The following is a 21991-nucleotide window of genomic DNA, read 5'->3' as shown; positions in this document are numbered from 1 at the left end:
AGGGAAGAAAAATCCGAAAATGGAAAAAGGCAAAATCCTGCTTGCCGTCACGGCGTTTCATCCGCAGCGCTGGCACCAGCTGCTGGCGGCCGAACGTGAGGTGGTGCTGGAGCCGGCCGGCGCCAGCGACCCCTCGATCGCCTACGCGGTGGTGTGGAAGCACAAGCCGAACCTGCTCTCCGGACTGCCCAACCTGCGCGCCATCTTCTCGGTCGGCGCAGGTGTCGATCACATCTTTGCCGACCCCGGCCTGCCCGATGTGCCGATCGTCAGGGTCGTCGCCGACAATCTCACCCAGTACATGACCGAATATGTCGTCTGGAGGGTGCTCGATCACCATCGGCACGGCATGCTCTATCGGGCACAGCAGCCGAAGAAGACCTGGCACGAGCCGCTGCAGCGGCCGGCCGGCGACATCTCCGTCGGTATCATGGGCCTCGGTCACCTCGGCCGCGCCGCGGCGTCGGCGCTGCTTTCGCTCGGCTTCGCCGTCAATGGCTGGTCGCGCAGCGACAAGGCCATGAAGGGTGTTTCGACCTATGCCGGCGAGGCGGGGCTGATCCCGTTCCTCAACGCCACCGATATACTGGTGGTGCTGTTGCCGCTCACGCCGCAAACCCAAGGCATTGTCAATTACGGGCTGCTCAAGGAACTGCGCCGGCGCAACGGCCTTGGCGGCGCGGTGTTGATCAATGCCGGGCGTGGCCGCCTGCAGAAGGACGCCGACATCGTGCGCGCGCTGGACGACGGCACGCTGAAGGAAGCGAGCCTCGACGTGTTCGAAGTCGAGCCGCTGCCGAAGACCAGCCCGTTATGGAGCCATCCGAAAGTGTTCGTCACGCCGCACGCGGCGGCGACCTCGGACCCGGCCCATCTGGTGCCGATCATGCTTCGGCAGATGGACGCATTCGAGCGCGGCGATAAGCTCCAGAACCTGGTCGACCGCGAAGCGGGATATTAGTCCCCGACAAGGGATGAAAGGTTGCCGTTTGTCTTGGTGCAAGATTTTCCGTGAAAGTCAGCACAAATGCCGGGGATTATCGAAGCCGCCCCAACCTCGTCATTCTATGGCGGAGCAAGGAGCGAAGCGACGCGCACAGACCATAGAATCCATGCCGTGACTTGGAATCGCCGCCACGGTGCAGAATTCTGCTCCGTTGCACGCCTTGGCGAAGGTAACGGCATGGATTCTAGGGTCTTCGCGACGGAGCTTCGCTCCTGCTCCGCCCTAGAATGACGATCGCGATGGGCGTTTCGGCCAACCTCCAAACATGCCACCTACCGACGCACGCAAATGGAGCCGACCGGTCAAACCCCTGTGCAGTGCCACTAGTTCGGAGTCAAACCCCAGTCGCGAAAACACTGCTTGATCGCCCGCAGCGAAGACAGCCGCAGCTTCGGCAGCGCAAGCTCTTCGAACATCGCCTGGTATTTCTTGCGGTTTTTCGGCGTGGTGACGGCGATGTGGTGGATCATGTCCCATTTGACGCTGTCGCGCCCGCCTTCCAGGGCGCCTAGCCTGTCTTTCTCGAACAGCGTTCGCCTAAAATAGCGCAGAAGGCTCGACGCCGTGGAGATATCCAGCAGGATCAAGCCTGTTGCCCGCCGAAGGCGCTGCGGCATGCACACCGAGTAGTTGCCGTCCATCACCCAGCGCTCGCCAGCTATCGCGGAATCGTGCAGGGCGATGAATTCGTCCCTCGGGCGTTGCTCCCAATCCGTGTTGGGCAGATGGAAGAGCAGATCGAGGTGAACGGCTTGCAAGCCGCGCTTGCGCGCGATCGCGTCGGCAAGGGTAGACTTGCCGCTGTTGGACGGTCCCAGGATAACGATGCGGTCGCCGAGGTCCGAGAGGTTCATCGGTTGGACTTTCAAGCGCAGTCAAACGCTCGGCGATCCGGCCGGGCGTTAAAATATCGAATGTCGGCTTCTCAGGAAGGCTTCGAGCCGGGCAGCCCGAACGTCTCCTTCTTCTTCGGCTTGCCACAGTCGCGGCGGTCGATCGAGCGGCTCATGGCGTCGATCTCGCCGCTCGCCTTGTTGCTGGCGCGCTGCGCCTTGGAGCGCGTGTCCGGCATAAAAGGGCCGAAGCCCATCGCCGGATTGGAGAAGCCGGGCTTGGCGGTGACAGGCAGATTGTTCTGCTGCGCCAGCTGATTGCGCTGCGCCAGCAATTGGTCGCAAGGCACATCGTCATACTGCAACGAGGACTGGACATCCTCGTCCTGACGCTCGGCCATCGACGTGCCGCCGACGCAGCCGGCAACCGTCAGGCAGGATGCCAACGCAACCATGGTCCAGCGCATGGATATCTCCTTGCGACGTTCGCCCCCCTGTAACCCGACATGCGATTCGGGCTTTTTCGGGGGCAGAGAATTAATACAACGTCGGCGGGACAGCACCCCCTCTGTCCTGCCGGACATCTCCCCCTCAAGGGGGGAGATTGGCAGTTTCGGCCTGCCGCTCTTCCTGCAGCGTTGGCGATTGGCGAAAGCCGCCGCGACATCCGATCTCCCCCCTTGCGGGGGAGATGGCCGGCAGGCCAGAGGGGGGTGGGAAGGATCGCGGCGTTGGCGATCCTTTACACCGGATGTCCTTTCCCCGCCACGATGGCAAGACCTTCGATCGGATCGCGCCGGTCGTGCCGGATGACCATGCTTTCCAGCGACAGGACCGCAAGCCCGTTGGCGCAAAGCACGCGCCTCGCATAGGCCTCGGAATGGGCATAGCGCCGTGACGGCAAAAGGGCGAAATCACCGCCGCCGGCAAGCGTCTCGAGCGAAAAGGCGAATATGCCATCCTCGGCAAGCACGGTCGCAACCGCGCCGACGATGCGTTCGAGGGCGCCCAGATAGATGAATACGTCGGCAGCGACCACGAGGTCGGCTCTGTCGCCGGTGTGGGAGAAATGCTGAAGGTCGGCCTTGGCCAGCAGGTCGTAGATGCCCTTGGCTTTCGCCTTCCTCAGCATGCCGGCCGAGATGTCGTAGCCTTCCAGCCGGTCGACGAAAGGGCGCAGCCTTTCGCCCATCAGGCCGGTGCCGCAGCCGAGATCAAGCGCCAGCCGGAACCGGCCGGGCCTTGCCGTGCCGATGGAGCGACCGAGAAAGTCCGGCAGCCCGTAGCCGAGCTTCTTGACGAGCGAGTCCTCGAAGCTGTCGGCATAGTGATCGAACAAGGTCTCGACAAAGGCGCTTGGCGGCGCCGCCGCGGCTGGCGCCTTGCCGATCAGTTGAAGCTTGAGCGCGGCGCCCAGGCGATCCGCGGGCTCGAGCTTCAGGGCCATGGCCCAGGCTTGCGCGGCCTGGTCGAGCAGGCCAGCCACTTCCTGCATCTCGCCGAGGCGAAACCAGCCCGCGGCCCAGCGCGGCGCCAGTTCCAGCGCGCCGAGCAGAAGCTCCGCCGCCTGCGCGGGCTCGCCCGAGGCGAGCAGCGTCTCGGCGAAATCGGCGCGACGGTCGGCATTCAGATCGCCCGACGAGGCCTGGAACGGTTTCATTGCGAAGGATCCCACCGGCGAGGCGGGCCGGCGAAGGGTTCCATAGCATGATCCCGAAAAGTGGGAACCGGTTTTCGGAGAGAGATCATGCTCCAACAAAGAGTTGGATCGTGATGGCGTTTCAACGAAACGCCATCGCGATCCAAGATGAGTCAGCAGTCTCTTGCAACAGGCTTCCCGCGCGGAATTTAGCCACTATCTTGGAGCGATGCGCGCCAGCGAACTGCTCAAATCCCGACCGGAAGGCCTCTATTGCCCGCCCGGCGATTTCTTCATCGACCCGGTGCGGCCCGTCGAGCGAGCGCTGATCACGCACGGCCATTCCGACCATGCGCGATCCGGCCACCAGTCGGTGCTGGCCACGCAAGAGACGCTCGACATCATGGGGCTGCGCTATGGCGAAGATTTCGCCGGAACGACGCAGGCAGCAGCGTTTGGCAAAACACTCGACATCAATGGCGTCGCCGTCACCTTCCATCCGGCCGGGCACGTGCTGGGCTCGGCGCAGATCTGCGTCGAGCACCGGGGCATGCGTATCGTCGCCTCCGGCGACTACAAGCGGCAAAAGGATGCCACCTGCCTGCCGTTCGAACCTATCCGGTGCGATGTCTTCATCACCGAGGCGACTTTCGGCCTGCCTGTGTTCCGTCATCCGCCGGACCATGAGGAGATCGCCCGCGTGCTCAAATCGGCGGCGCAATTTCCCGAGCGCTCGCATCTGATCGGCGCCTATGCGCTCGGCAAGGCGCAGCGCGTGATGCGGCTGTTGCGCGACGCCGGCTACGACAGGCCGATCTATATCCATGGCGCGCTGGCGAAGCTCAGCGAATATTATCAGGGCCAGGGCATCGATCTCGGCAAACTCGAGCCGGCGACGGTCGAGAGCGGCAGCAAGGCCGATTTCGCCGGCGCCATCGTCGTCGGCCCGCCGTCGGCCTTCGCCGACCGCTGGGCGCGGCGTTTTCCGGACCCGATCTCGTGCTTCGCCTCGGGATGGATGCGCATCCGCCAGCGCGCCAAGCAAGGCGGCGTCGAGCTGCCGCTGATCATTTCCGACCACGCCGATTGGGACGAGCTGATCATCACGATCAAGGAAACCGGCGCGGAGGAAATCTGGGTGACGCATGGCCGCGAGGAGGCGCTGGTGCGCTGGTGCGAGCTGGAGGGCATCGCGGCAAGGCCGCTGCATCTCGTGGGGTATGAGGACGAGGGCGACTGATGGAACAGTGTTCGCCAATCGTCGCCGCTGAGTTCTACGGCGCCCCCCTCTGTCCTGCCGGACGTCTCCTCCTCAAGGGGGGAGATTGGCAGCTTCAGCGCCGGCGCATCTCCCGCGGCGCCGGAGATTGGCGAAAGCCGGCGCGACACCCGATCTCCCCCCTTGAGGGGGAGATGGCCGGCAGGCCAGAGGGGGGCGCCTCGCGCCGGCTCTCGCCATTGGCGTGGTCCCCCCAGCCATGAACCGCTTCGCCGAGCTCCTCGACCGCCTGGTGCTGACGCCGTCGCGCAACGGCAAGCTGACGCTGCTGACTGACTACTTCCGCAGCGTCGAGGACCCCGATCGCGGGCTGGCGCTGGCGGCCATCACCGGCGATCTCAACATCGCGGCGGTAAAGCCGGCGATGCTGCGCGCGCTGGTGGTCGAGCGCATGGACCCGGTGCTGTTCGGCTATTCCTATGACTATGTCGGCGACCTCGCCGAGACCGTGTCGCTGGTCTGGCCGCAACCGCAAGGACATATCCCCAATCATGTGCCGACGCTTGCCGAGGTGGTCGGCAAATTGCAGGCGGCAAGCCGCTCCGACGGGCCCAAAGTGCTGGCGCGGCTGCTCGACAACGCCAGCATCTCGGCGCGCTTCGCCATCATCAAGCTGGTGACCGGCGGCTTGCGCATCGGCGTGTCGGCCAGGCTCGCCAAGCAGGCGCTGGCCGACCTCGGCCAGGTCGACGTCGCCGAGATCGAGGAACTCTGGCACGGGCTGGCGCCGCCTTACACCGAGCTGTTCGCCTGGCTGGAAGGCCGGGCGGAAAAGCCGAGGAGTGCCGCGCTTGCGCTGTTCCGGCCGGTGATGCTTTCCAATGCCGTCGACGACGGCGATCTCGCAAAGCTCGACCCGGCAGACTACGCGGCGGAATGGAAGTGGGACGGTATCCGCGTGCAGGCGGTGTGCGAAGGCGGCGTCCGCCGGCTCTATTCGCGCACCGGCGACGACGTGTCCGGCGCCTTCCCGGACGTTGCCGCGGCGATGAATTTCGAAGCGGCGCTCGACGGTGAGCTGCTGGTCGGCGACCCGCGCGAGGCGACGGGTACGTTTTCGGACCTGCAGCAGCGGCTGAACCGCAAGAGCGTCTCGCCGAAGATCCAGCAGCAATATCCGGCCTTCATGCGCTGCTACGACGCGCTGCAGATCGACGGCGAGGATTTGCGCGCGCTGCCCTTCGCCGAGCGCCGCAAGCGCCTCGAGGCCTTCGTCGGGACGCTCGATCCCCGCCGCTTCGACCTGTCGCCCCTTGTCGCGTTCCCCGATTGGGAAACGCTTGAGAAGCTTCGCCAGGCGCCGCCGCACCCGATCATCGAGGGGGTGATGCTGAAGCGCTGGGATTCACCCTATCTCGCCGGCCGGCCGAAAGGGCCCTGGTTCAAATGGAAGCGCGATCCGCACACCATCGACGCGGTGCTGATGTATGCGCAGCGCGGCCACGGCAAGCGCTCCAGCTTCTATTCCGACTACACGTTCGGCGTCTGGTCCGGCCCCGAGGGCTCGGAAGAGCTGGTGCCGGTCGGCAAGGCCTATTTCGGCTTCACCGACGAGGAGCTGAGAGAGATCGACAAATATGTGCGCGACAACACGATCGAGCGTTTCGGGCCGGTACGCTCGGTGCGCGCCGACCGCCGGAACGGCCTGGTGCTGGAGGTGGCATTCGAAGGCCTCAACCGCTCGACCCGGCATAAATCGGGCGTCGCGATGCGCTTTCCCCGCATCTCACGGCTGCGCTGGGACAAGCCGGCGGCGGAAGCCGACCGCATCGAGACGCTGCAGGCGCTGCTGGATGGCTAAGAGCTAAAATCCGATGCGGGCGCGGTCGGGGATTGCTGCGCCCGCATCGATAGGTAAGCGCAGTCACTCCGCGATCGAGACGCGGATGTCGTAGATATCGACGGACTTGCCCTGCTGGTCGAAGTCGGAGTTGACGGCGATGGTGCCGGCGGCGCCCGGATGCTTGTTCGGGAACCGCACATCGAACAGATATTCGTTGCGCTCGTGGCCGACCGCGTAGCGTTTGCGGCCGCAATCGCCAAGATCGCCGAAATTGCAGTCGACCGAGATCTGCGTCTCCTTGCCCTCTTCCGAGCGGGCGATGATGTCGAACATGGCATGCTTGCCGGCAAGCTTCTCCAGCACGCCCTGGCCGACATCGAAGGCAATGGCCGAGCCCGAGGCGCCCGAGCGGATGCGCAGGAACTGGCCGGTGTCGTCCTTCATCACCTCGGCGGCGGCGTCGGACGGCGCGCTGACATGGGTCGGATCGGCGGGCGAGAAGACGTTGATCCAGTTCTTCGACTGGTCCGCCTCGCCTGGCTTCTGGGGCGAGCCGGGTTCGGCCGGCTGCGAGGAATCCTCGTCGTCCAGCGTCGGCGTCGGTTCCGGCGGACCGGTGTTGAGCTCGGCCGCCGTCTTGAACACACCGGTCTGCTTGGCGAAATAGAGGCCGATTCCGGCGGCCGCGAGCAGCGTCGCGACGACAAAGATGGCGGTGAGCGGCAGGCGCCGGCCCCTAATGCGCCGCTCGTCACGGTCGGGCGCAACCTGGGCGCCGTTGCCGACCGGAGCGCCCGGCGAATCATCTAATGACGGCGCATCGGGAAGCGCCGTCTCGTCCGGCATGATGTCGGGCACGCGCGGCAAAACGCGCGAACGCGGCTGGTCCGAGGCGTCGGGCTGGACCGGACCGTCGACGGTGATCGAGGGCGAGGGTGCCGATTGCGACGGCGGCAACGGCGCGTCGACCGAGGGCGCTGCCGATCCGGCCGGCGCTTCGACACGGGGATCCGGCGCGCCATTGCCGGCCGGCGCGACGTTTTCCGGCGGCAGCGTCACGTCGGGCACTGCCGGCAGGAACTCCGATTCGATCTCGGTGATCTTGGCCTGCACCGCCTTGCGGCGGCTGATGGCGGCCTCGACGGTTATGTTCGGATTGGCCTGCAGGACGCGGTCCAGCGCGGCAAAGGCCGATCGATAGACCTTCTCGCGGAACGCCCGGTCCTCGGCATTGCCTTTCTCGAAGGCATTGCGGATCGCTTTCTCGATGGGGTCCAAGCGAGCTCCCTCTGCGCGTTCGCTCACGGTTCCTGATCGGTAGCGCAGCCGACCAATCAATCAACGGCGAGCGGCTGCCTTGCCGGCCAAAGCCATTTCGGCATTTTTTGTTGAAGAATCAACATTTTTCGTCACCGCCGGCGCGACCGCGCCGGCCAGCCAGGTGCAAAGGGCGGCCGGCCCGCACGCCGCCGCGGGCAACGCCTGCGCCCGTCGCGCGGTAACCGTAGATCGGAATTGCCGCCGACGAGGCCGGAATTCACCGCTGCCCATCTTGAATTAGCGAGCGGTTGAGTCTATCACCCAGCCCATTCTGGAAGCCTGACGCTTCCCGGGCCGCTTTAGCTCAGTTGGTAGAGCACATCATTCGTAATGATGGGGTCGCGTGTTCGAGTCACGCAAGCGGCACCAAAACTCCCGACAATTAGGATCGCTTGCGCGGATATTGCGGCACGACCTTATTTGGGCGTGAGTCCGCAATAAGGACATTCGCCCAATCCTTACTGCGCGACGTCAGCGGGACTCCAGAAGCGTGCGGGGTACCCTTTTCCTGCGCTGCCATTCGCGCTCTCAATCTTTTTCAGGATCTTCCTTCTTCCCTCTCCCACTGCTGTTTCCGTCCAAACAAGGACGCTCCGGGGGCGGCGTGTCACCTTCCCTTGAGGGCAAGGCTTTCTTTCCCTAACGGAATAAGGGGCTATATCTTTTGTCCCTTCGGACCAATGCGTTTGGCAGGACAGACCTCGGTCGATTGTGGGCTAGCGGGCAAATCAGACAGTCTCGCGATCGCACCGGCTGATAACCCCAAGCCCCCCGCCCATCGGTCGGTGCATGCCCGGCTTGCGGACCTCAAAATCCTAACCACAAAAAGCAAGCCGGGCTTCCATCCCGCGTGCCCGCGCCGAGACGCAAATTGTCGGAAATGCGATGAGGAGTTGGACGGTCTATCACGTCGATTTCGGAGCAGGAGGCAAAGGCCCGCTTCTGACTGAAATCGGAAGCGTTGAAGCAGATAATCTTCTGGCGGCGGTGATGAAGGCACAGGCATTGTGGCCCGATGAAAGGTCCATGACCGTCCGCCCGGCCGGAGAAGACGGCCGGTCGACACAGCCGCCAGCTCCACAGCGCGACACCGATTGAACCCGAGGAGGGAGCAGGCCGCGAGTTTCGGCTCCAAAGCTTTGGCGGCCATGCATTCAGCGCTATCCGGCGTGTCGCGCGCGGCGCCAGTTTTCCACGCCTTCCCAGCCTGCACCACTTTACATGCGCATCTCGGCCATTGTCGGGAATCGCTGTTGGTGGGAAACTCGCCTTGTCAGCATGGGAGGTCAAAATGCCCAATAGTTTCAAGACCGGAGACGTCGTCAGGCTGAAATCCGGAGGCCCGGAGATGACAATCAGCGACGGTGCGGCTTCCGGCACGTATCTGTGCCACTGGTTCAACCGCGAAGGCGATGTCTGGACCCCGCAGCATGCGGGCTTCAAGCCGGACCAACTTGTGGCGGTCGACCACCCGAGATAGTCGTCGCTTTCCGTCCTTCAGGGATGCTCCGGTCCGGCCGGGCCGGATGCAGTGGACTTTTGTCCGGTCGAAAAAGAACCGACGGATTTTGCTCCGCCTCGCGTTTAACGGCTGAAGCGTGGCCGCCAATGGCCGCGCCCAACCGGAGACGAGAGCATGATCCGCCAAACGATATTCGTCGTTGCCTTTGGCTTGCAGACCGCGGCCGCGGTCGCCCAGACAACGACGCCGACCCCTGCCCCCGTGCCGGCCCAGGCGGCGCCGGACAGCTCGGCCGCCGCCACGGACAAGCCCGGCCTGTCGCTGGAAAAATTCGAGGCGCGCCGGGAAAAGGCGTTGGTGCGGGCCGACACCGACAATGACGGCAAGGTCAGCCTCGCCGAATGGACCGCTTTCCAGACCGGACGCAAGGCCAAGGGCGATCCGGCCAAATCCTTCGCGCGCATGGACGCCAACAAGGACGGCTTCGTCGACAAGGGCGAGCTCGATGCCTTCCTCGCCAAGCGCTTCGCCAGGCTCGACAAGAACGGCGACGGCGTGCTCGGCGCCGACGAGAGGCCGGGCCACAAATCCGCTCCCAATCAGGAGCAATGACCAAGAGGCTATGCCGCACAATGACAGTCGCGAGCGCCCGGGTTGATGGGCGCCGATCCGGACGAGGAACTGGTACGCCGCATCGGCGCCGGCGATCCCGCCGCCGTGCAGGCGATGGTGGCGCGCAAGCTGCCGCGCCTCCTGGCCCTGGCCGCCCGGATGCTCGGCGACGCGGCGGAGGCCGAGGACATCGCCCAGGAGACCTTCGTGCGCATCTGGCGCCATGCCTCGGGCTGGCGCCACGGGCAGGCGCGCTTCGACACCTGGATCCACCGCGTCGCGCTCAACCTTTGCTACGACCGACTGCGGCGCCGACGCGAATGGACGACGGACGAGCTGCCGGAGGTGGCCGATGAAGCGCCGCTTCCCGATGCGATGCCGGGCGACGAAGAGCGCAGGGTCAACCAGGCGCTGCAGCGCATCGCGCCGCGCCAGCGCGAGGCGATCGTGCTGGTGTATTATCAGGAGCTGTCCAACATCGAGGCCGCCGGCGCCATGCAGGTCAGCGTCGATGCGCTGGAAAGCCTGCTCGCGCGGGGCCGTCGCTCGCTGCAGGCCATGCTCACGGGAGATGGCGATGACTGAGACCTCGAAGGGACTGCGAATTCCAAGGACCGCGGCGTGGGGGGCCACGTCAAAACGGTGGAAGGGGGAAAGAGATGGCTGAGAAACCTATCGCAAGACCGATGGATGCCGGGCGCTTCGCCGCGCTGGCGGATGCCTATGGCGGCGCGTTGCACCGCTGGCCGCCGGCTGACCAGGCCGCGGCGATGCCGTTTGCTGAGACCGACGAGGGTCGCGCCATCCTGGCGCGTGCCGGCAGGCTCGACGCCATGCTCGACCGGCATCGGGTCGAAGCGCCCAGCCCGGCTCTGCATCGCGCGATTGCCGCCCACGCCGCGACCGAGGTCAGGCAGCAGCGCCGCCACCGGTTCTGGTGGCTGGGCTTCGGGCTTGCCGGTGTCGGCCTGGCCGGCGCCGTGGCAGGGCTGGCGCTGGTGACCGTCGTTGCCCCGGACGCTCCCTCCGACCACTATGTGATGGACGCCAATGCGACGTCGTTCGGCGATGCCGGTCCCGACGCCGACCAGGCCGAGGAGGACCTATGAACCCCCGTCTCGTCGCGGCATCCCTGGTGCTGAATGTTTTTCTGATCGGCGCGGTGGCCGGCGGCGCCGGCTGGTTGATCGGCAAATCCAATCCGGGCTTTTCGCTGGAATCGGCAGGCGGCCGGCTGCCCTCCGCCGACCGCAAGATCTTCCGCCAGGCGCTGCGCGAGGTACGTCGCGAGTCCCGCGACGTGATCCTCGATGGGCAGGCCGCGCGGCGCGAGGCGGCGAACCTCCTGCAGCAGCCGACCCTCGACAGCAACGCGCTTGCCGCGGCGCTGGAGCGCGCGCGCAATGCCGATGTCACCGTGCGCACCCGGCTCGAGCAGCGCATCATCGCGTTCGCCGCGTCGAGCTCGCCAGAGGACCGCCAGTTGCTGGCCGACGCCCTGCTGCGGCGTGCCGGCAGGCAGCCGCCCGCAAAAAAATCGCCATAGGCAGCGACGGAAAGGGCAAGCACGCCCGTTCAAGGGAAAGAGGGACAGGCCTGTGACCGCCTTTGGCGGCGAGCAGGTTCTCTTCAACCTCGAAACTTTCGGGAGTATCCCATGAACCGTCTGACAAAGTACTCGATCGCGGCCGCGCTCGCCATCGGCGGAACGGCCGCCGCAAGCGCCGCCTCGGCGATGCCGATCGCACCGGTCGCGCCGGCGCCCGCAATGATAGAGCACGTCGCCTGGGGCTGCGGTCCGGGTTGGCATCCCAACCACTGGGGCCGCTGCGTCCCCAATCGTCGCGTGGTCTATCCCGGCTATTATTACTGGGGCGGACCGCGCGTCTATATCGGCCCGGCCTGGCACCCCTATCACCACTGGCGCCGCTGGTGATCGCCCGCTCATGACGCCGGTGCTGCGGCCGGCGTCATGAGCGCCCTTCCCGATCCATGCATAGTTCGGAACGGAGGCTTCGTTGGCCGCACCGGTCTCAAATCCCGCATCGCCGGATCCGGCGCTGGTGACGCTTCACCGCTTCGGCCTCGGCGCAAAAGCCGGCGACGACCTCGGCAAGATCGCCGCCGATCCGCGCGGCTATCTCAAGGCCGAGCTCAAACTGCAAGACATCGCGCTCATTTCCCCCGACGACCCGAAGAATGCCGGGCTGCTGGACAGCACCGCGGCAATCCAGGCCAGCATGACGGCGGCGATGGAGCGCAAGGCGGCGCGGAATGAGAAGGCGGCGGCCGCGATACAGCCGACAGCCATGCAAGACCCGGCCGGCTCGGCCGGGACAAAAGCCAAGCCCGCGGTGCCGCGTGTCGAGGCCGATATCTATCGCGACGAAGCGCAGGCCCGTTTCGACAAGGCGCTCGTGGCGACACCCGGTTTCGTGGAACGGCTGGTCGGCTTCTGGACGAACCATTTCTGCGTCTCCGTCGCCAAGGCGCCGGTCGTGCGAGCATGCGCCGGCGCCTTCGAGCGCGAGGCGATCCGGCCCTTCGTGCTCGGCCGTTTCGCCGACATGCTTTTGGCCGTCGAGCATCATCCCGCCATGCTGTTCTATCTCGACAACCAGCAGTCGATCGGGCCGGACTCGCGCGCCGGCAAGCGGCGCGGCCGCGGCCTCAACGAGAACCTCGCCCGCGAGATCCTGGAATTGCACACACTGGGCGTCGGCAGCGGCTATGCCCAGGCCGACGTCACCAGCTTCGCCGGCATGCTGACCGGCTGGACGATGGCTGGACGCGAGGGGCGGCTCGGAGAGCCGGGCACCTTCGTCTTCAACGCCAATGCCCATCAGCCGGGCAAGGCGGTGCTGCTCGGCAAGACCTATCCCGACGGCGGCATGGGCCAGGCGGAGGCGGCGCTCAACGACATTGCCCGCCATCCGGCCACCGCGCAGCACATCGCCGCCAAGCTTGCCCGCCATTTCATCGCGGACGATCCGCCCCCGGCGGCAGTCGCCCGCCTTGCCACGGTCTTCGCCAAGACCGACGGCGACTTGCGCTCGATCGCATTGACGCTGATCGAGATGCCCGAAGCCTGGTCGACGCCGCTCACGAAACTGCGCTCGCCACTGGACTATGTCGTCGCGCTGCGGCGGGCGGTCGGCGCCACCGCCGGCAACGAACCGCAACGATCGCTTCGCTGGCTGAGCGTGCTCGGCGAACCGCTATGGCAGCCGTCGGGGCCGAACGGCTTTCCCGACCGGACGGACGCATGGGCTTCCGCCGAGGGGCTCAAGACGCGGCTGGACATCGCCTGGCAGGCCGCGAAGCAAGCGGACGACATCGGCGACCCCGACGAGGCGCTGGCCTCGCTGATCGGCGCGTCCGTCTCGGCCGAGACGCGGCAGGCGATTTCGCGCGCGGAGTCCAAGCAGCAGGGCCTGGCGCTGCTGTTGATGGCCCCAGAATTCCAGCGACGGTAATTCCAGCGCCGGTGACCTAGCAATGGAGAAGCGGCCATGAACCTTCTTTGCGAAACTCCCAACCTGTCCCGCCGTGCTGTCTTGATGACCGGCGGCGCGCTGTTTGCCTGGGCCTATCTGCCGCGCTTTGCCCGCGCCGCCGACAACCGCGACCCGCGCCTGATCGTCATCGTGCTGCGCGGCGCGCTGGACGGGCTGTCGACAGTCGGACCGGTCGGCGATCCCGACTATGTCGGCCTGCATGGCGACATCGCGCTTTCGCTCTCAGGCGCCAACGCGGCATTGCCGCTCGACGGTTTCTTCGCCGTCAATCCGGCAATGCCGGTGTTTGCGCGCATGTTCAAGGCGGGCCAGGCCGCAGTGGTGCATGCGGCCGCGACCGGCTATCGCGACCGCTCGCATTTCGACGGCCAGGACGTTCTGGAAAGCGGCCTGCCGGGTCCGGGCAACGCAACCACCGGCTGGCTCAACCGGGCTTTGGCCAGCCTGCCGGCGGGCGAGCGCGTGGCGAAGCTCGGCGGGCTGGCGGTCGGGCCGTCGACGCCGCTGGTGATCCGCGGCGCAGCCCCCGTGCTCGGCTGGGCGCCACAGGCTTTGCCGACGCCCGGCGACGCCTTGGCGGAGCGCGTGCTCGACCTCTACAACCATCGCGATCCGCTGCTGGCGGCAGCACTTCAGAAAGGCCTCGACGCTGACCGGATGGCGATGGGCGACGCGCTCGACGGCAAGACGATGAAGCCGAAAGGCGGCCTCGACAACGCCGCCGGCATGCGGCAGTCGTCGCAGGGTGCTGCGAGGTTGATGGCGGCCGATGACGGGCCGCGCATCGCCGCGCTCGCCTTCGATGGCTGGGACACCCATGTCAACGAAGGCGGCGCCACCGGCCGGCTCGCCAATCTGCTCGGCGGCCTCGACGGCGCCTTCGAGGAATTCGAGAAGGGGCTCGGCGAACGCTGGAAGGATACGGCTGTCGTCGCCATCACCGAGTTCGGGCGCACCGCGCGCATCAACGGCACGGTCGGCACCGATCACGGCACCGGCACGGTGGTGCTTTTGGCCGGCGGCGCGATCAAGGGCGGCCGCGTCATCGCCGACTGGCCGGGCCTGAAGCCGGCGCAGCTCTACGAGCAACGCGACCTCGCGCCGACCAGCGATGTGCGCGCGGTGCTGAAGGGCCTGTTGGCCGACCAGTTCGGACTGTCGCCGGCCGTGCTTGGCGACAAGGTGTTTCCGGAGTCGGCGGCGGTGAGGCCGATGCGAGATTTGGTGGTGTGAGCTTCGACTTTGCCCGGCGGTGACAGGCGCGGCATCAGATATCCTTCGTCATTCTAGGGCGGAGCAAGGAGCGAAGCGACGCGCGCAGACCCTAGAATCCATTCCGTGACGCCGAGGCGTTGCCGCGGTGCAGAATTCTGCTCCGCTGCATCCCTCGGCCAAGGTCACGGAATGGATCCTCGGGTCTCCGCGTCCGCTTCGCTTCCGCTCCGCCCGTGGATGACGAAGCTGAGGGGCTTCGGCCAATCACGAACGTTCCGCGAAGCTCAACGAGATAGCCCCTCAACAAAAAACGCCCGCGCCGTTGCCGGCGGGGGCGTCGATCCCTCGACGGATCATCAGCTCCAAAAACCGCGATGCCAGCGGCCGTGATACCAGAAGCCGGGGTGCCAATGGCGCACATGCATCGGGCGGATGATCACCCGGCCGTTCGGCACGCATCTGCCCCAGCGGTTCATGTGCCAGCCGGGGCCGCAGCGCCAGCCGACGGTTTCGATGGGTAGCGGCGCGGCATTGGGTTTGGCCATCGGCATGGCCTGCGAGCCGACGCCGGACAGCATCAATGTGCCGGCGGCCAAGGCAACGGGCAGACAGTATTTGGTGAACATGCGTTGTCTCCGTAATTCATCCCTACCTCCGTGAAACGGAGGACGGAGCCGAATTCCGTCGGAGCGGCATCGATCACATCTTCGTTAGATCGGTTCGCCGCAGATTTCGATCAGTGCGGCATGGCAGGCCCCGGCCTTCGCCCCGTAACAAATTGATCCATATCAATGAGCCTGGACGTGTCCCGCACTAGTATCGGCAAGAACCGATCGACAGAAATCCGCGAGGCCGAAGGCCGGCTGAAGGAGATCACACAGATGATGATCCGCACGCTCTCCACCCTGGAATGCACGAAAATGTTGGCGGCCAACCGCACTGGACATCTGGCATGCGCGAAGGACGGACGACCCTACGTCGTATGTTTCAATTACGCCTATGCCGACAGTCACCTCTATGCATTCTCCTTGCCGGGCAAGAAGATCGACTGGATGCGGGCCAATCCCCCGGTATGCGCGCAGGTGGGAGAGCACACGCAGGGGCGCGGCTGGAGAAGCGTGATCGTCGACGGCCGCTATGAGGAACTGCCGGACCGAATCGGCCACCGGGTTGAGCGCGACCATGCATGGTCGGTGTTGAGCAAGCACACGGACTGGTGGGAGCCCGGCGCGCTCAAGCCTGTCATGCCTCCAGTCTCAGACAGTTTGCCGCACGTCTTCTTCCGGATCCATGTCGAGGAGGTCTCGGGACGGGAAGCGACCGAATAGCCAATCCGTGGCAACAACTCGCGCGTTACAAAGCCGGCCTATCCGCCCAGCGTCGCCACCGTCTTCAACGCGCCATCGAGCATGTCGCCCTTTTCGTCCTTCAGCGCCGCCTCGCGCAGGCGGCGGATCCAGTCGGCGGCGTCTTCACGACCCTTGAGCATGGCTAGCGCCGACAGCACGCGGTCGAATTTCGACTGGGCGCGGGCATGGGTGTCGCTGTAGCCCTTGATCAGGCGGCGACAGTTCAGGATTTCGGTGGCAAGCGCGTAGTTGTCCCGCGCATGGGCGAGCGCCAGTTCGTACCAGCGCTCCAGATGCTCAACCTCTATCCTGTGGCGCAGCAGGCGGCGGCGCCAGCGGCGCAGGCCACCGATGAACCACAGCATGGCGAAGCCGGAAAAACTGTCGGTGCGGATGTGGCGGCCGCGATTGATGCGGCGGTCGAGGAAAGCGGCGAGCTTCGGCCGGCTCTCGATATAGCTGCCGAGCCCCGCCGGGAGCGTGCCGCAGAACTCCTCGATGCGCGGATGGAAATATTCAGTGACCTGCAGCACCGAACCGTCCTTGACGCCGACCTCCTTGCGCACACGCTTGTCGCGGGTCGAGCGCGTCTTCAGATCGGCGACGCGGATCATGTCGTCGTAGCACATGGCGTTAGCGAGATGCTTTGCGGCCGCAATCGACAAAGCATAGCCGCGCGCCGCATCGTCCAGCGCCACCACTCTGTCCAGCCGGTCGAGATATTCGCGGCCATAAGCGATGTCCTGATAGTCGACGACCTTTTTTAGGCCGCGTTCGGCCATGTCGCGCGCTGGTTCCGGCAGCGCCGCGACGCGGGCGGCAAGTTCCTGCCAGCCCTTCAGCAGGGTTTCCGGGCCGCTGACCTTCGCCGTCGACTTGGCTTGGGGCGCGGCAGGTTTCGCCTCTGCCCTGACATCGGCCGGTGCTGCAGCGATGCCGCGTGCGCGGTCACAAGCGGCGCGGAAGGCGGCGAGACTCGCCTTGACGCCACGGCCGCCGGCGCCGATCGCCTGCTCGTAGCTCTCGCGCGTGAAGGGCAGCGCATCGGAGCCGGCCAGCGCGCCGAGCAGGCTGGCCGAGATCATCGTGCCGTTCTCGGCTGCGATCTTTTCCATGTCGAAGGCGATGAAGCGCTTTGCGGCAGCCTGCGCAGTCGCGTGCACTTTTTCCGACGAGGCGCGGCCGTCGCCCGGCTCGATCTTTTCCGAGACGGCGGCGATGCGGTGCGAGGAGGTGATCAGCGTCGTACGCTCGGGCGTGACGAAGCCGCGGATGATGGCGCGGCCGGCCTCCATCAATTCGGCGGCGATCAGGATATCGACGTCGCCCTGCGAGGGCGACAGCGCAAAGACCGGCAGCCGGCCGGTGTCGCGAGCCATCTCGATGTAATAGATCGTCGCGCCGGTGCGCTGGGCGACGCCGGCGACGGAGGTCGATTGCGCGATATAGCCGTTGCGTTCGGCGACGTCGGTGATCCAGTCGGCAAGGACGCCACCGCCCTGGCCGCCGACGGCGAGCACGGCGAGTTTTATCACCCGCTCGTCGTCATGAGCGCCCGCCTTCGGGCGCAATGCGGCGTTGTGGTCAAGCATCGGCGAACATCAAACGGCGGCTCTCGCGGCGGCGCTGCAACAGGCCGATGACGACGCGGCGCACGCTTTCCAGGAACCGGTCCCAACGCCCGGGATTGTGGACGACGTCGGCCCGGTAGAAGGACGGGCAGAGCACGGCGGCATCCGCCACCTCGCCGCAATTGCCGCAGCCGACGCAGTTCTGGTCGATCGCGGCGACCGGATCGTCGCGCAGCGGATCGTCGAGCGACTTCACCGACAGCGACGGGCAGCCGGAGAGCCGCATGCAGGCATGGTCGCCGGTGCAAATGTCCTCGTCGACGCCGAATTTCGGCTTCACCACCCGCTCGCCGCCCTTGATCGCCTTGTCGACCAGCGGCTTCTCGCGGCGCTGCCGGTTGAGCATGCATTCCGACGAGGCGACGATGACCTTCGGCCCCTTCTCCTCGGTGGTCAGCGCGTCGCGCAACGCGGCGCGCATCTTGCCGACATCATAGGTGCGATCGATGTGGCGCAGCCATTTGACGCCCATGCCCTTCACCGCTTCGTCGATCGGGTGCTTGGTCGACTTGGTGCGGTTCGAAGCCCGCGAGGACAGGATGTCCTGGCCGCCGGTGGCGGCCGAGTAGAAATTGTCGACGATGACGATGACGCCGTCATTCTTGTTGAAGACGGCGTTGCCGATCGAGGAGGTCAGGCCGTTGTGCCAGAAGCCGCCATCGCCGACGAAGGAGATAGAGCGGCGTTTCGCGTCCGGCGAATTGAAGGCGGAGGCCGAGGCAGGCCCCAGCCCGTAGCCCATCGTCGTGGCGCCCAACTCGAAGGGCGGCATGATCGAGAACAGGTGACAGCCGATGTCGGAGGCGATGTGGTGCTTGCCGAGCTCCTGCTCGACCAGCTTCGTCGCGGCGAAGATCGGCCGCTCCGGACAGCCGATACAAAAGCCCGGCGGCCGGCCGGGGACGACGTTGATGAGGTCGGCCGTGTCGACGCCCTCGCCCAGCTTGTTCGGCGCGCGCACCTCGCCCGGCAAAAGATGCGGAGCATTGGCGCGCAGGAAGGAGCCGATGCCGTCGAGCATCACCTGGCCAGTGTATTCGCCGGCCATCGGCAGATGCTCCTTGCCGACCAGCTTCGTGCCGCGCCCGGCCTTGTGCAGCATCGCGGCAAAGGCCTGTTCGATGTAGTTGGGCTGGCCTTCCTCGACGACCAGCACCGCCTGCTTGCCTTCGCAGAAGGAAAGGAACTCGTCGTCGACCAGCGGGTAGACGGCGTTCAGCACGTAAAGCGGCACGTCGGTGTCGCCATAGTTGTCGGCGAGGCCGAGCCGCTGCAGCGCGCGAATGACGGAATTGTACATACCGCCCTGCATGACGATGCCGACCGAGCCGTGGTCCGGCCCGAAGAGCTCGTTGATCTTGCGGCTCTTGATGAAATCGACCGCCGCCGGCCAACGCTTGGCGACCTTCTCCTTCTCATGCAGGAAGGAGGCGGGCGGTAAAACAATGCGGCCGGTGTCGCGGCGGGGCGCCGACAGCGCATCGGCGACCGACATCGGCGGGCGCTTGTTGTCCTTAGCGATGAAGTGGCCGTGGACGTGGCAGCAGCGGATGCGCACCTGCAGCATCACCGGCGTGTTGGAGATTTCCGATAGCTCGAAGCCGTCCTCCACCGCCTTGACGATCGAGGGCAGGTTCGGGCGCGGGTCGAGCAGCCAGACCTGGCTCTTCATGGCGAAGGCGTGGCTGCGCTCCTGCATGATGGAGGAGCCCTCGCCATAGTCCTCGCCGACGATGATCAGCGCGCCGCCGGTGACGCCGCCGGACGCCAGGTTGGCGAGCGCGTCGGACGCGACATTCGTGCCGACCGTCGACTTGAAGGTCGCGGCACCGCGGATCGGATAATGCACGGAAGCGGCAAGCATGGCGGTGGCGGTGGCTTCGGAAGCGCTCGCCTCGAAATGCACGCCGAGTTCGCCCAGGATGTCCTGCGCGTCGGCCAGCACGTCCATTAGATGGCTGATCGGCGCGCCCTGGTAGCCGCCGACATAGCCGACGCCACATTGCAGCAGCGCCTTGGTGATGGCGAGGATGCCCTCGCCGGCGAATTCCTCGCCGGCGCCAAGTCTCAGCTTTTCGACTTCCTTGGCAAAAGACCGTTCGGCCATTTTCGCCTCCTTCCGTTGCCGTCTTCCCGTTGCCTTGGGGAGGCGGCGCGTGCATCTAGATCTCGTGCTTGCGAATGTTCTTCAGCATTTTTTGCAGCGTCGCGATCAGCGCCGCGTATTCGGCATCGTCGACATCGTCGAACATCGCCTCGAAAGCATCGTGCATGGCCGGCCAGGCGCGGGTGAACAGTGCCCGTCCGTCATCGGTCAGGAAAACATGGCGGAAGCGGCTGTCGCTGACGCCCTGCTCGCGCCGCACCAGGCCCTGGCCTTCCAGCGTGTCGAGCGTGCGGCTCAAGGTCGACTGCTCGATAACCGTGTAGACTGAGAGGTCGTTGACGGTGACGCCGTCGGTGACCGACAGCACGGCCAGCGTGCGCACCTGCGGAATGGTCAGGCCCTGCTTGCGGAAGTCGTCACGCAGCGTGGCGTTGTAGCGGCCCATGATGCGGTTCATCAGGTAGGGCGCGAATTGCTGCAGGCCGATCTGGCCGAGTGTTGAGATGCGCTGGCGCCTTTCCTCGAGCTTCTGTTCCATCAGAGCCTGCCCGCCAAAAGGAAGCCGGAGCCGCCGCCGAGTCCGGCGCCCGGATGGGTCGAGGCGCCGATATGATAGAGGCCCTTGATGCCGGTCTCGTGGTTGCGGCTTGCCTTGAACGGCCGCCACAGGAAGGACTGATCGATGGTCGACGAGCCGCCATAGGGATCGCCGCCGACCAGGTTGACGTTCATCGCTTCGAGATCGGCGGGCGAATAGGCGCGGCGCGCGATCACGGTCTCGCGGAAACCGTCGATGTGATTAGCGAGGATCGCCTCGACACGGTCGGCATAGGCCTCGCGCAGCGCCTCGCTCCAGCGGCCGTCGGCGGGCGCTTCGAGCTTGCCGGCGGCATCGCCTTTGATGTGGCGCGGCGCCTCGGGCAGTTGCAGCCAGAGGATCGCCTTGCCGTCCGGGCAGCGCGTCGGATCAAGCGCATGCGGCTGGCCGATGCAGATCGTCGGCACCTCCGGCAGCAGGCCGCGCACTGCTTCGTTGCAGGCCTTCGACACGCTATCGAGCCCCGGCGTCAGATGCAGCAGGGCCACCTTGTCGAGGCCCTCGCCGCGCCAGGCCGGCGGCTTGCTCAGCGCATAGTGGATCTGGAAGTTGCCCTTGCCGTAGCGATAAACGCGCGTCGCCTCGACGTCGCGTTCAGGCGCATCCCTGCCGAGCAGGCGGCCGTAGAGCTGCGTCGGCGTGACCGAGCAGATGACGCTCTTCGTGGCGTTCAGCGTTTCGCCGGACGCGAGCCGCACGCCGCGGGCCCGGCCGCCGCTCTGGACGATCGAGGCGACGTCGGCATTGACGCGGATCTCGCCGCCGCGTTCCTTGATCAGCGCCTCGAAGGCGGCGAGCAGGTTCCTGGCGCCGCCCTTGACGATCGGCGCGCCGGCGGCCTCCAGCGCGAAGGCGATGACCTTGGCGATCTGACCGGAGAAGGCGTCTTCCGGTCCGAGCCCGGCATGCAGCACCCAGGGCGCCCAGAGCGCGCGGACGAGGTCGGAACTGTAAGTCGTTTCCAACCAACCCCGCGCGGGCACCAGCGCCTCGCCCATGAAGGCGGCAAGGTCGCGCGGGCCGCGCCGCCAGGCCTCGCCGGCGAGCAGCTTCGTCGTCGGATAGGACCAGAGCGCGCCGCCGAGCAGGCCGAACAGCAGCCCGGCATTGCGCTCGATGCCGCCGACATCGCCGCCGTGACGGTCGCCGTCGCCGGGCGCGGTCCGGTTCAGCGCCGCGATGTTGGCGGCGCGGTCCGTGGTGATGACGGCATGGCTGCCGTCGGGCGTGAGCACGCCTGTCGGCGTGGCGGTGTGGCAGAACTCCAGCCCGTGCCGCGCAAGGTCCTTGCCGAGCGCGGCAAAGGCCGGCGAGGTGATGAACAGCACGAAGGTCGTGGCCATCACGTCATGGACGAAGCCCGGCGCCGTGATCTCCTCGGTGCGTATGCAGCCGCCGATGCGGTCGTTGCGCTCGAGCACGAGCACCTTGGCGCCCTTGGCGCCAAGCATCGCCGCACAGACCAGGGAGTTGATACCGCTGCCGACGACGATGTGATCGGGGGCGGTCATTGGGGGCTCCCGGGTAAGGGAGCGTCAATCGCTCCATGCCGAGTTCCTTCGCGCCCCCCTCTGCCCTGCCGGGCATCTCCCCCTCTGAGGGGGAGATTGGCAGCTTCGGCGCCCCGCGCCGTCCTGCA

General features: G+C 66.1%; 21 protein-coding genes and 1 tRNA gene. 13 read left to right on the top strand and 9 right to left on the bottom strand.

The window, feature by feature from the left end; all coding sequences use genetic code 11:
• Positions 1-19: 19 nt before the first annotated feature.
• Complete coding sequence (locus tag WDX12_RS12745) at positions 20-961, top strand: 2-hydroxyacid dehydrogenase (protein WP_434725106.1); 942 nt, start codon at positions 20-22, stop codon at positions 959-961.
• 368 nt (positions 962-1329) lie between these two features.
• On the opposite strand, the gene WDX12_RS12740 is transcribed toward WDX12_RS12745, so the two are convergent.
• The 3 genes from WDX12_RS12740 to WDX12_RS12730 form a co-directional block, all read right to left on the bottom strand.
• Positions 1330-1860 (bottom strand): AAA family ATPase, encoded by a 531-nt coding sequence (locus WDX12_RS12740; RefSeq protein WP_434725105.1) that lies wholly within the window; start codon positions 1858-1860, stop codon positions 1330-1332.
• Between the two features lie 71 nt (positions 1861-1931).
• Positions 1932-2306, bottom strand: a complete 375-nt coding sequence (locus WDX12_RS12735) for a hypothetical protein (RefSeq protein WP_320297787.1) — start codon at positions 2304-2306, stop codon at positions 1932-1934.
• Between the two features lie 275 nt (positions 2307-2581).
• Positions 2582-3499: a methyltransferase domain-containing protein gene (locus WDX12_RS12730; protein WP_434725104.1), complete on the bottom strand. Its 918-nt coding sequence runs from the start codon at positions 3497-3499 to the stop codon at positions 2582-2584.
• A gap of 208 nt (positions 3500-3707) precedes the next feature.
• On the opposite strand from WDX12_RS12730, the gene WDX12_RS12725 reads away from it, so the two are divergent.
• Both WDX12_RS12725 and WDX12_RS12720 read left to right on the top strand, forming a co-directional pair.
• Entirely contained in the window at positions 3708-4718 is a 1011-nt protein-coding gene (locus tag WDX12_RS12725; RefSeq protein ID WP_434725103.1) for a ligase-associated DNA damage response exonuclease, read from the top strand.
• A 238-nt stretch (positions 4719-4956) separates the two neighbouring features.
• A complete protein-coding gene (locus WDX12_RS12720; protein ID WP_434725102.1) occupies positions 4957-6558 on the top strand; it encodes a cisplatin damage response ATP-dependent DNA ligase in 1602 nt (533 codons plus the stop codon).
• A 63-nt stretch (positions 6559-6621) separates the two neighbouring features.
• Here WDX12_RS12720 and WDX12_RS12715 read toward each other — a convergent pair whose 3' ends face one another.
• Positions 6622-7818, bottom strand: a complete 1197-nt coding sequence (locus WDX12_RS12715) for a hypothetical protein (RefSeq protein WP_434725101.1) — start codon at positions 7816-7818, stop codon at positions 6622-6624.
• A 335-nt stretch (positions 7819-8153) separates the two neighbouring features.
• Here WDX12_RS12715 and WDX12_RS12710 point away from each other — a divergent pair.
• The 9 genes from WDX12_RS12710 to WDX12_RS12670 all read left to right on the top strand — a co-directional run bounded on the left by WDX12_RS12710 (position 8154) and on the right by WDX12_RS12670 (position 14685).
• Positions 8154-8229 (top strand) — tRNA-Thr (locus WDX12_RS12710).
• 922 nt (positions 8230-9151) lie between these two features.
• On the top strand, positions 9152-9340 hold the full coding sequence (locus WDX12_RS12705) for a YodC family protein (RefSeq protein ID WP_140648157.1): 189 nt from the start codon (positions 9152-9154) through the stop codon (positions 9338-9340).
• Positions 9341-9496: 156 nt separating this feature from the next.
• A complete protein-coding gene (locus WDX12_RS12700; protein WP_434725100.1) occupies positions 9497-9934 on the top strand; it encodes an EF-hand domain-containing protein in 438 nt (145 codons plus the stop codon).
• Between the two features lie 45 nt (positions 9935-9979).
• The gene (locus WDX12_RS12695; protein WP_434725099.1) at positions 9980-10519 is read left to right on the top strand and encodes an RNA polymerase sigma factor; all 540 of its coding nucleotides are present in this window, start codon (positions 9980-9982) and stop codon (positions 10517-10519) included.
• Between the two features lie 74 nt (positions 10520-10593).
• On the top strand, positions 10594-11043 hold the full coding sequence (locus WDX12_RS12690) for a hypothetical protein (protein WP_434725098.1): 450 nt from the start codon (positions 10594-10596) through the stop codon (positions 11041-11043).
• Positions 11040-11480: a periplasmic heavy metal sensor gene (locus WDX12_RS12685; RefSeq protein ID WP_320297795.1), complete on the top strand. Its 441-nt coding sequence runs from the start codon at positions 11040-11042 to the stop codon at positions 11478-11480. The genes WDX12_RS12690 and WDX12_RS12685 overlap by 4 nt, the downstream gene beginning before the upstream one ends.
• A gap of 111 nt (positions 11481-11591) precedes the next feature.
• The gene (locus WDX12_RS12680; RefSeq protein ID WP_434725097.1) at positions 11592-11870 is read left to right on the top strand and encodes a GCG_CRPN prefix-to-repeats domain-containing protein; all 279 of its coding nucleotides are present in this window, start codon (positions 11592-11594) and stop codon (positions 11868-11870) included.
• A gap of 82 nt (positions 11871-11952) precedes the next feature.
• A complete protein-coding gene (locus tag WDX12_RS12675; RefSeq protein WP_434725096.1) occupies positions 11953-13410 on the top strand; it encodes a DUF1800 domain-containing protein in 1458 nt (485 codons plus the stop codon).
• A gap of 36 nt (positions 13411-13446) precedes the next feature.
• Positions 13447-14685: a DUF1501 domain-containing protein gene (locus tag WDX12_RS12670; RefSeq protein ID WP_434725095.1), complete on the top strand. Its 1239-nt coding sequence runs from the start codon at positions 13447-13449 to the stop codon at positions 14683-14685.
• Positions 14686-15023: 338 nt separating this feature from the next.
• Here the strand turns inward: WDX12_RS12670 and WDX12_RS12665 are convergent, their stop codons facing one another.
• Positions 15024-15293 carry a GCG_CRPN prefix-to-repeats domain-containing protein gene (locus tag WDX12_RS12665; protein WP_434725094.1) on the bottom strand — a complete coding sequence of 90 codons (270 nt, stop codon included), beginning with the start codon at positions 15291-15293 and terminating at the stop codon, positions 15024-15026.
• Between the two features lie 255 nt (positions 15294-15548).
• Here WDX12_RS12665 and WDX12_RS12660 point away from each other — a divergent pair, with 255 nt between their 5' ends.
• A complete protein-coding gene (locus WDX12_RS12660; protein WP_434725619.1) occupies positions 15549-15995 on the top strand; it encodes a pyridoxamine 5'-phosphate oxidase family protein in 447 nt (148 codons plus the stop codon).
• A 38-nt stretch (positions 15996-16033) separates the two neighbouring features.
• Here WDX12_RS12660 and WDX12_RS12655 read toward each other — a convergent pair whose 3' ends face one another.
• From WDX12_RS12655 to WDX12_RS12640, 4 genes are read right to left on the bottom strand one after another with little or no spacing between them, the layout of a single operon-like run.
• The gene (locus tag WDX12_RS12655; RefSeq protein ID WP_434725093.1) at positions 16034-17608 is read right to left on the bottom strand and encodes an indolepyruvate oxidoreductase subunit beta family protein; all 1575 of its coding nucleotides are present in this window, start codon (positions 17606-17608) and stop codon (positions 16034-16036) included.
• On the bottom strand, positions 17601-19754 hold the full coding sequence (locus WDX12_RS12650; protein WP_434725092.1) for a thiamine pyrophosphate-dependent enzyme: 2154 nt from the start codon (positions 19752-19754) through the stop codon (positions 17601-17603). The genes WDX12_RS12655 and WDX12_RS12650 overlap by 8 nt, the downstream gene beginning before the upstream one ends.
• Positions 19755-19809: 55 nt before the next feature.
• The gene (locus WDX12_RS12645) at positions 19810-20292 is read right to left on the bottom strand and encodes a MarR family winged helix-turn-helix transcriptional regulator (RefSeq protein WP_434725091.1); all 483 of its coding nucleotides are present in this window, start codon (positions 20290-20292) and stop codon (positions 19810-19812) included.
• A complete protein-coding gene (locus WDX12_RS12640; RefSeq protein WP_434725090.1) occupies positions 20292-21863 on the bottom strand; it encodes a phytoene desaturase family protein in 1572 nt (523 codons plus the stop codon). Before WDX12_RS12640 ends, WDX12_RS12645 begins: the two co-directional genes overlap by 1 nt.
• Between the last annotated feature and the right edge of the window lie 128 nt (positions 21864-21991).

The organism is Mesorhizobium sp. RIZ17, from assembly GCF_051127865.1.
Lineage (GTDB): Bacteria > Pseudomonadota > Alphaproteobacteria > Rhizobiales > Rhizobiaceae > Mesorhizobium > Mesorhizobium humile.
Note: the sequence above shows the minus strand (reverse complement) of the source record. Positions and strands in the feature narration are given on the sequence as shown.

Excerpts from the sequence above, each read along its gene's own strand:
- WDX12_RS12745 (WP_434725106.1), top strand. The coding sequence starts at position 20 with ATGGAAAAAGGCAAAATCCTGCTTGCCGTCACGGCGTTTCATCCGCAG.
- WDX12_RS12740 (WP_434725105.1), bottom strand. The coding sequence starts at position 1,860 with ATGAACCTCTCGGACCTCGGCGACCGCATCGTTATCCTGGGACCGTCC.
- WDX12_RS12735 (WP_320297787.1), bottom strand. The coding sequence starts at position 2,306 with ATGCGCTGGACCATGGTTGCGTTGGCATCCTGCCTGACGGTTGCCGGC.
- WDX12_RS12730 (WP_434725104.1), bottom strand. The coding sequence starts at position 3,499 with ATGAAACCGTTCCAGGCCTCGTCGGGCGATCTGAATGCCGACCGTCGC.
- WDX12_RS12725 (WP_434725103.1), top strand. The coding sequence starts at position 3,708 with ATGCGCGCCAGCGAACTGCTCAAATCCCGACCGGAAGGCCTCTATTGC.
- WDX12_RS12720 (WP_434725102.1), top strand. The coding sequence starts at position 4,957 with ATGAACCGCTTCGCCGAGCTCCTCGACCGCCTGGTGCTGACGCCGTCG.
- WDX12_RS12705 (WP_140648157.1), top strand. The coding sequence starts at position 9,152 with ATGCCCAATAGTTTCAAGACCGGAGACGTCGTCAGGCTGAAATCCGGA.
- WDX12_RS12700 (WP_434725100.1), top strand. The coding sequence starts at position 9,497 with ATGATCCGCCAAACGATATTCGTCGTTGCCTTTGGCTTGCAGACCGCG.
- WDX12_RS12695 (WP_434725099.1), top strand. The coding sequence starts at position 9,980 with ATGGGCGCCGATCCGGACGAGGAACTGGTACGCCGCATCGGCGCCGGC.
- WDX12_RS12690 (WP_434725098.1), top strand. The coding sequence starts at position 10,594 with ATGGCTGAGAAACCTATCGCAAGACCGATGGATGCCGGGCGCTTCGCC.
- WDX12_RS12685 (WP_320297795.1), top strand. The coding sequence starts at position 11,040 with ATGAACCCCCGTCTCGTCGCGGCATCCCTGGTGCTGAATGTTTTTCTG.
- WDX12_RS12680 (WP_434725097.1), top strand. The coding sequence starts at position 11,592 with ATGAACCGTCTGACAAAGTACTCGATCGCGGCCGCGCTCGCCATCGGC.
- WDX12_RS12670 (WP_434725095.1), top strand. The coding sequence starts at position 13,447 with ATGAACCTTCTTTGCGAAACTCCCAACCTGTCCCGCCGTGCTGTCTTG.
- WDX12_RS12665 (WP_434725094.1), bottom strand. The coding sequence starts at position 15,293 with ATGTTCACCAAATACTGTCTGCCCGTTGCCTTGGCCGCCGGCACATTG.
- WDX12_RS12660 (WP_434725619.1), top strand. The coding sequence starts at position 15,549 with ATGATGATCCGCACGCTCTCCACCCTGGAATGCACGAAAATGTTGGCG.
- WDX12_RS12655 (WP_434725093.1), bottom strand. The coding sequence starts at position 17,608 with ATGCTTGACCACAACGCCGCATTGCGCCCGAAGGCGGGCGCTCATGAC.
- WDX12_RS12650 (WP_434725092.1), bottom strand. The coding sequence starts at position 19,754 with ATGGCCGAACGGTCTTTTGCCAAGGAAGTCGAAAAGCTGAGACTTGGC.
- WDX12_RS12645 (WP_434725091.1), bottom strand. The coding sequence starts at position 20,292 with ATGGAACAGAAGCTCGAGGAAAGGCGCCAGCGCATCTCAACACTCGGC.
- WDX12_RS12640 (WP_434725090.1), bottom strand. The coding sequence starts at position 21,863 with ATGACCGCCCCCGATCACATCGTCGTCGGCAGCGGTATCAACTCCCTG.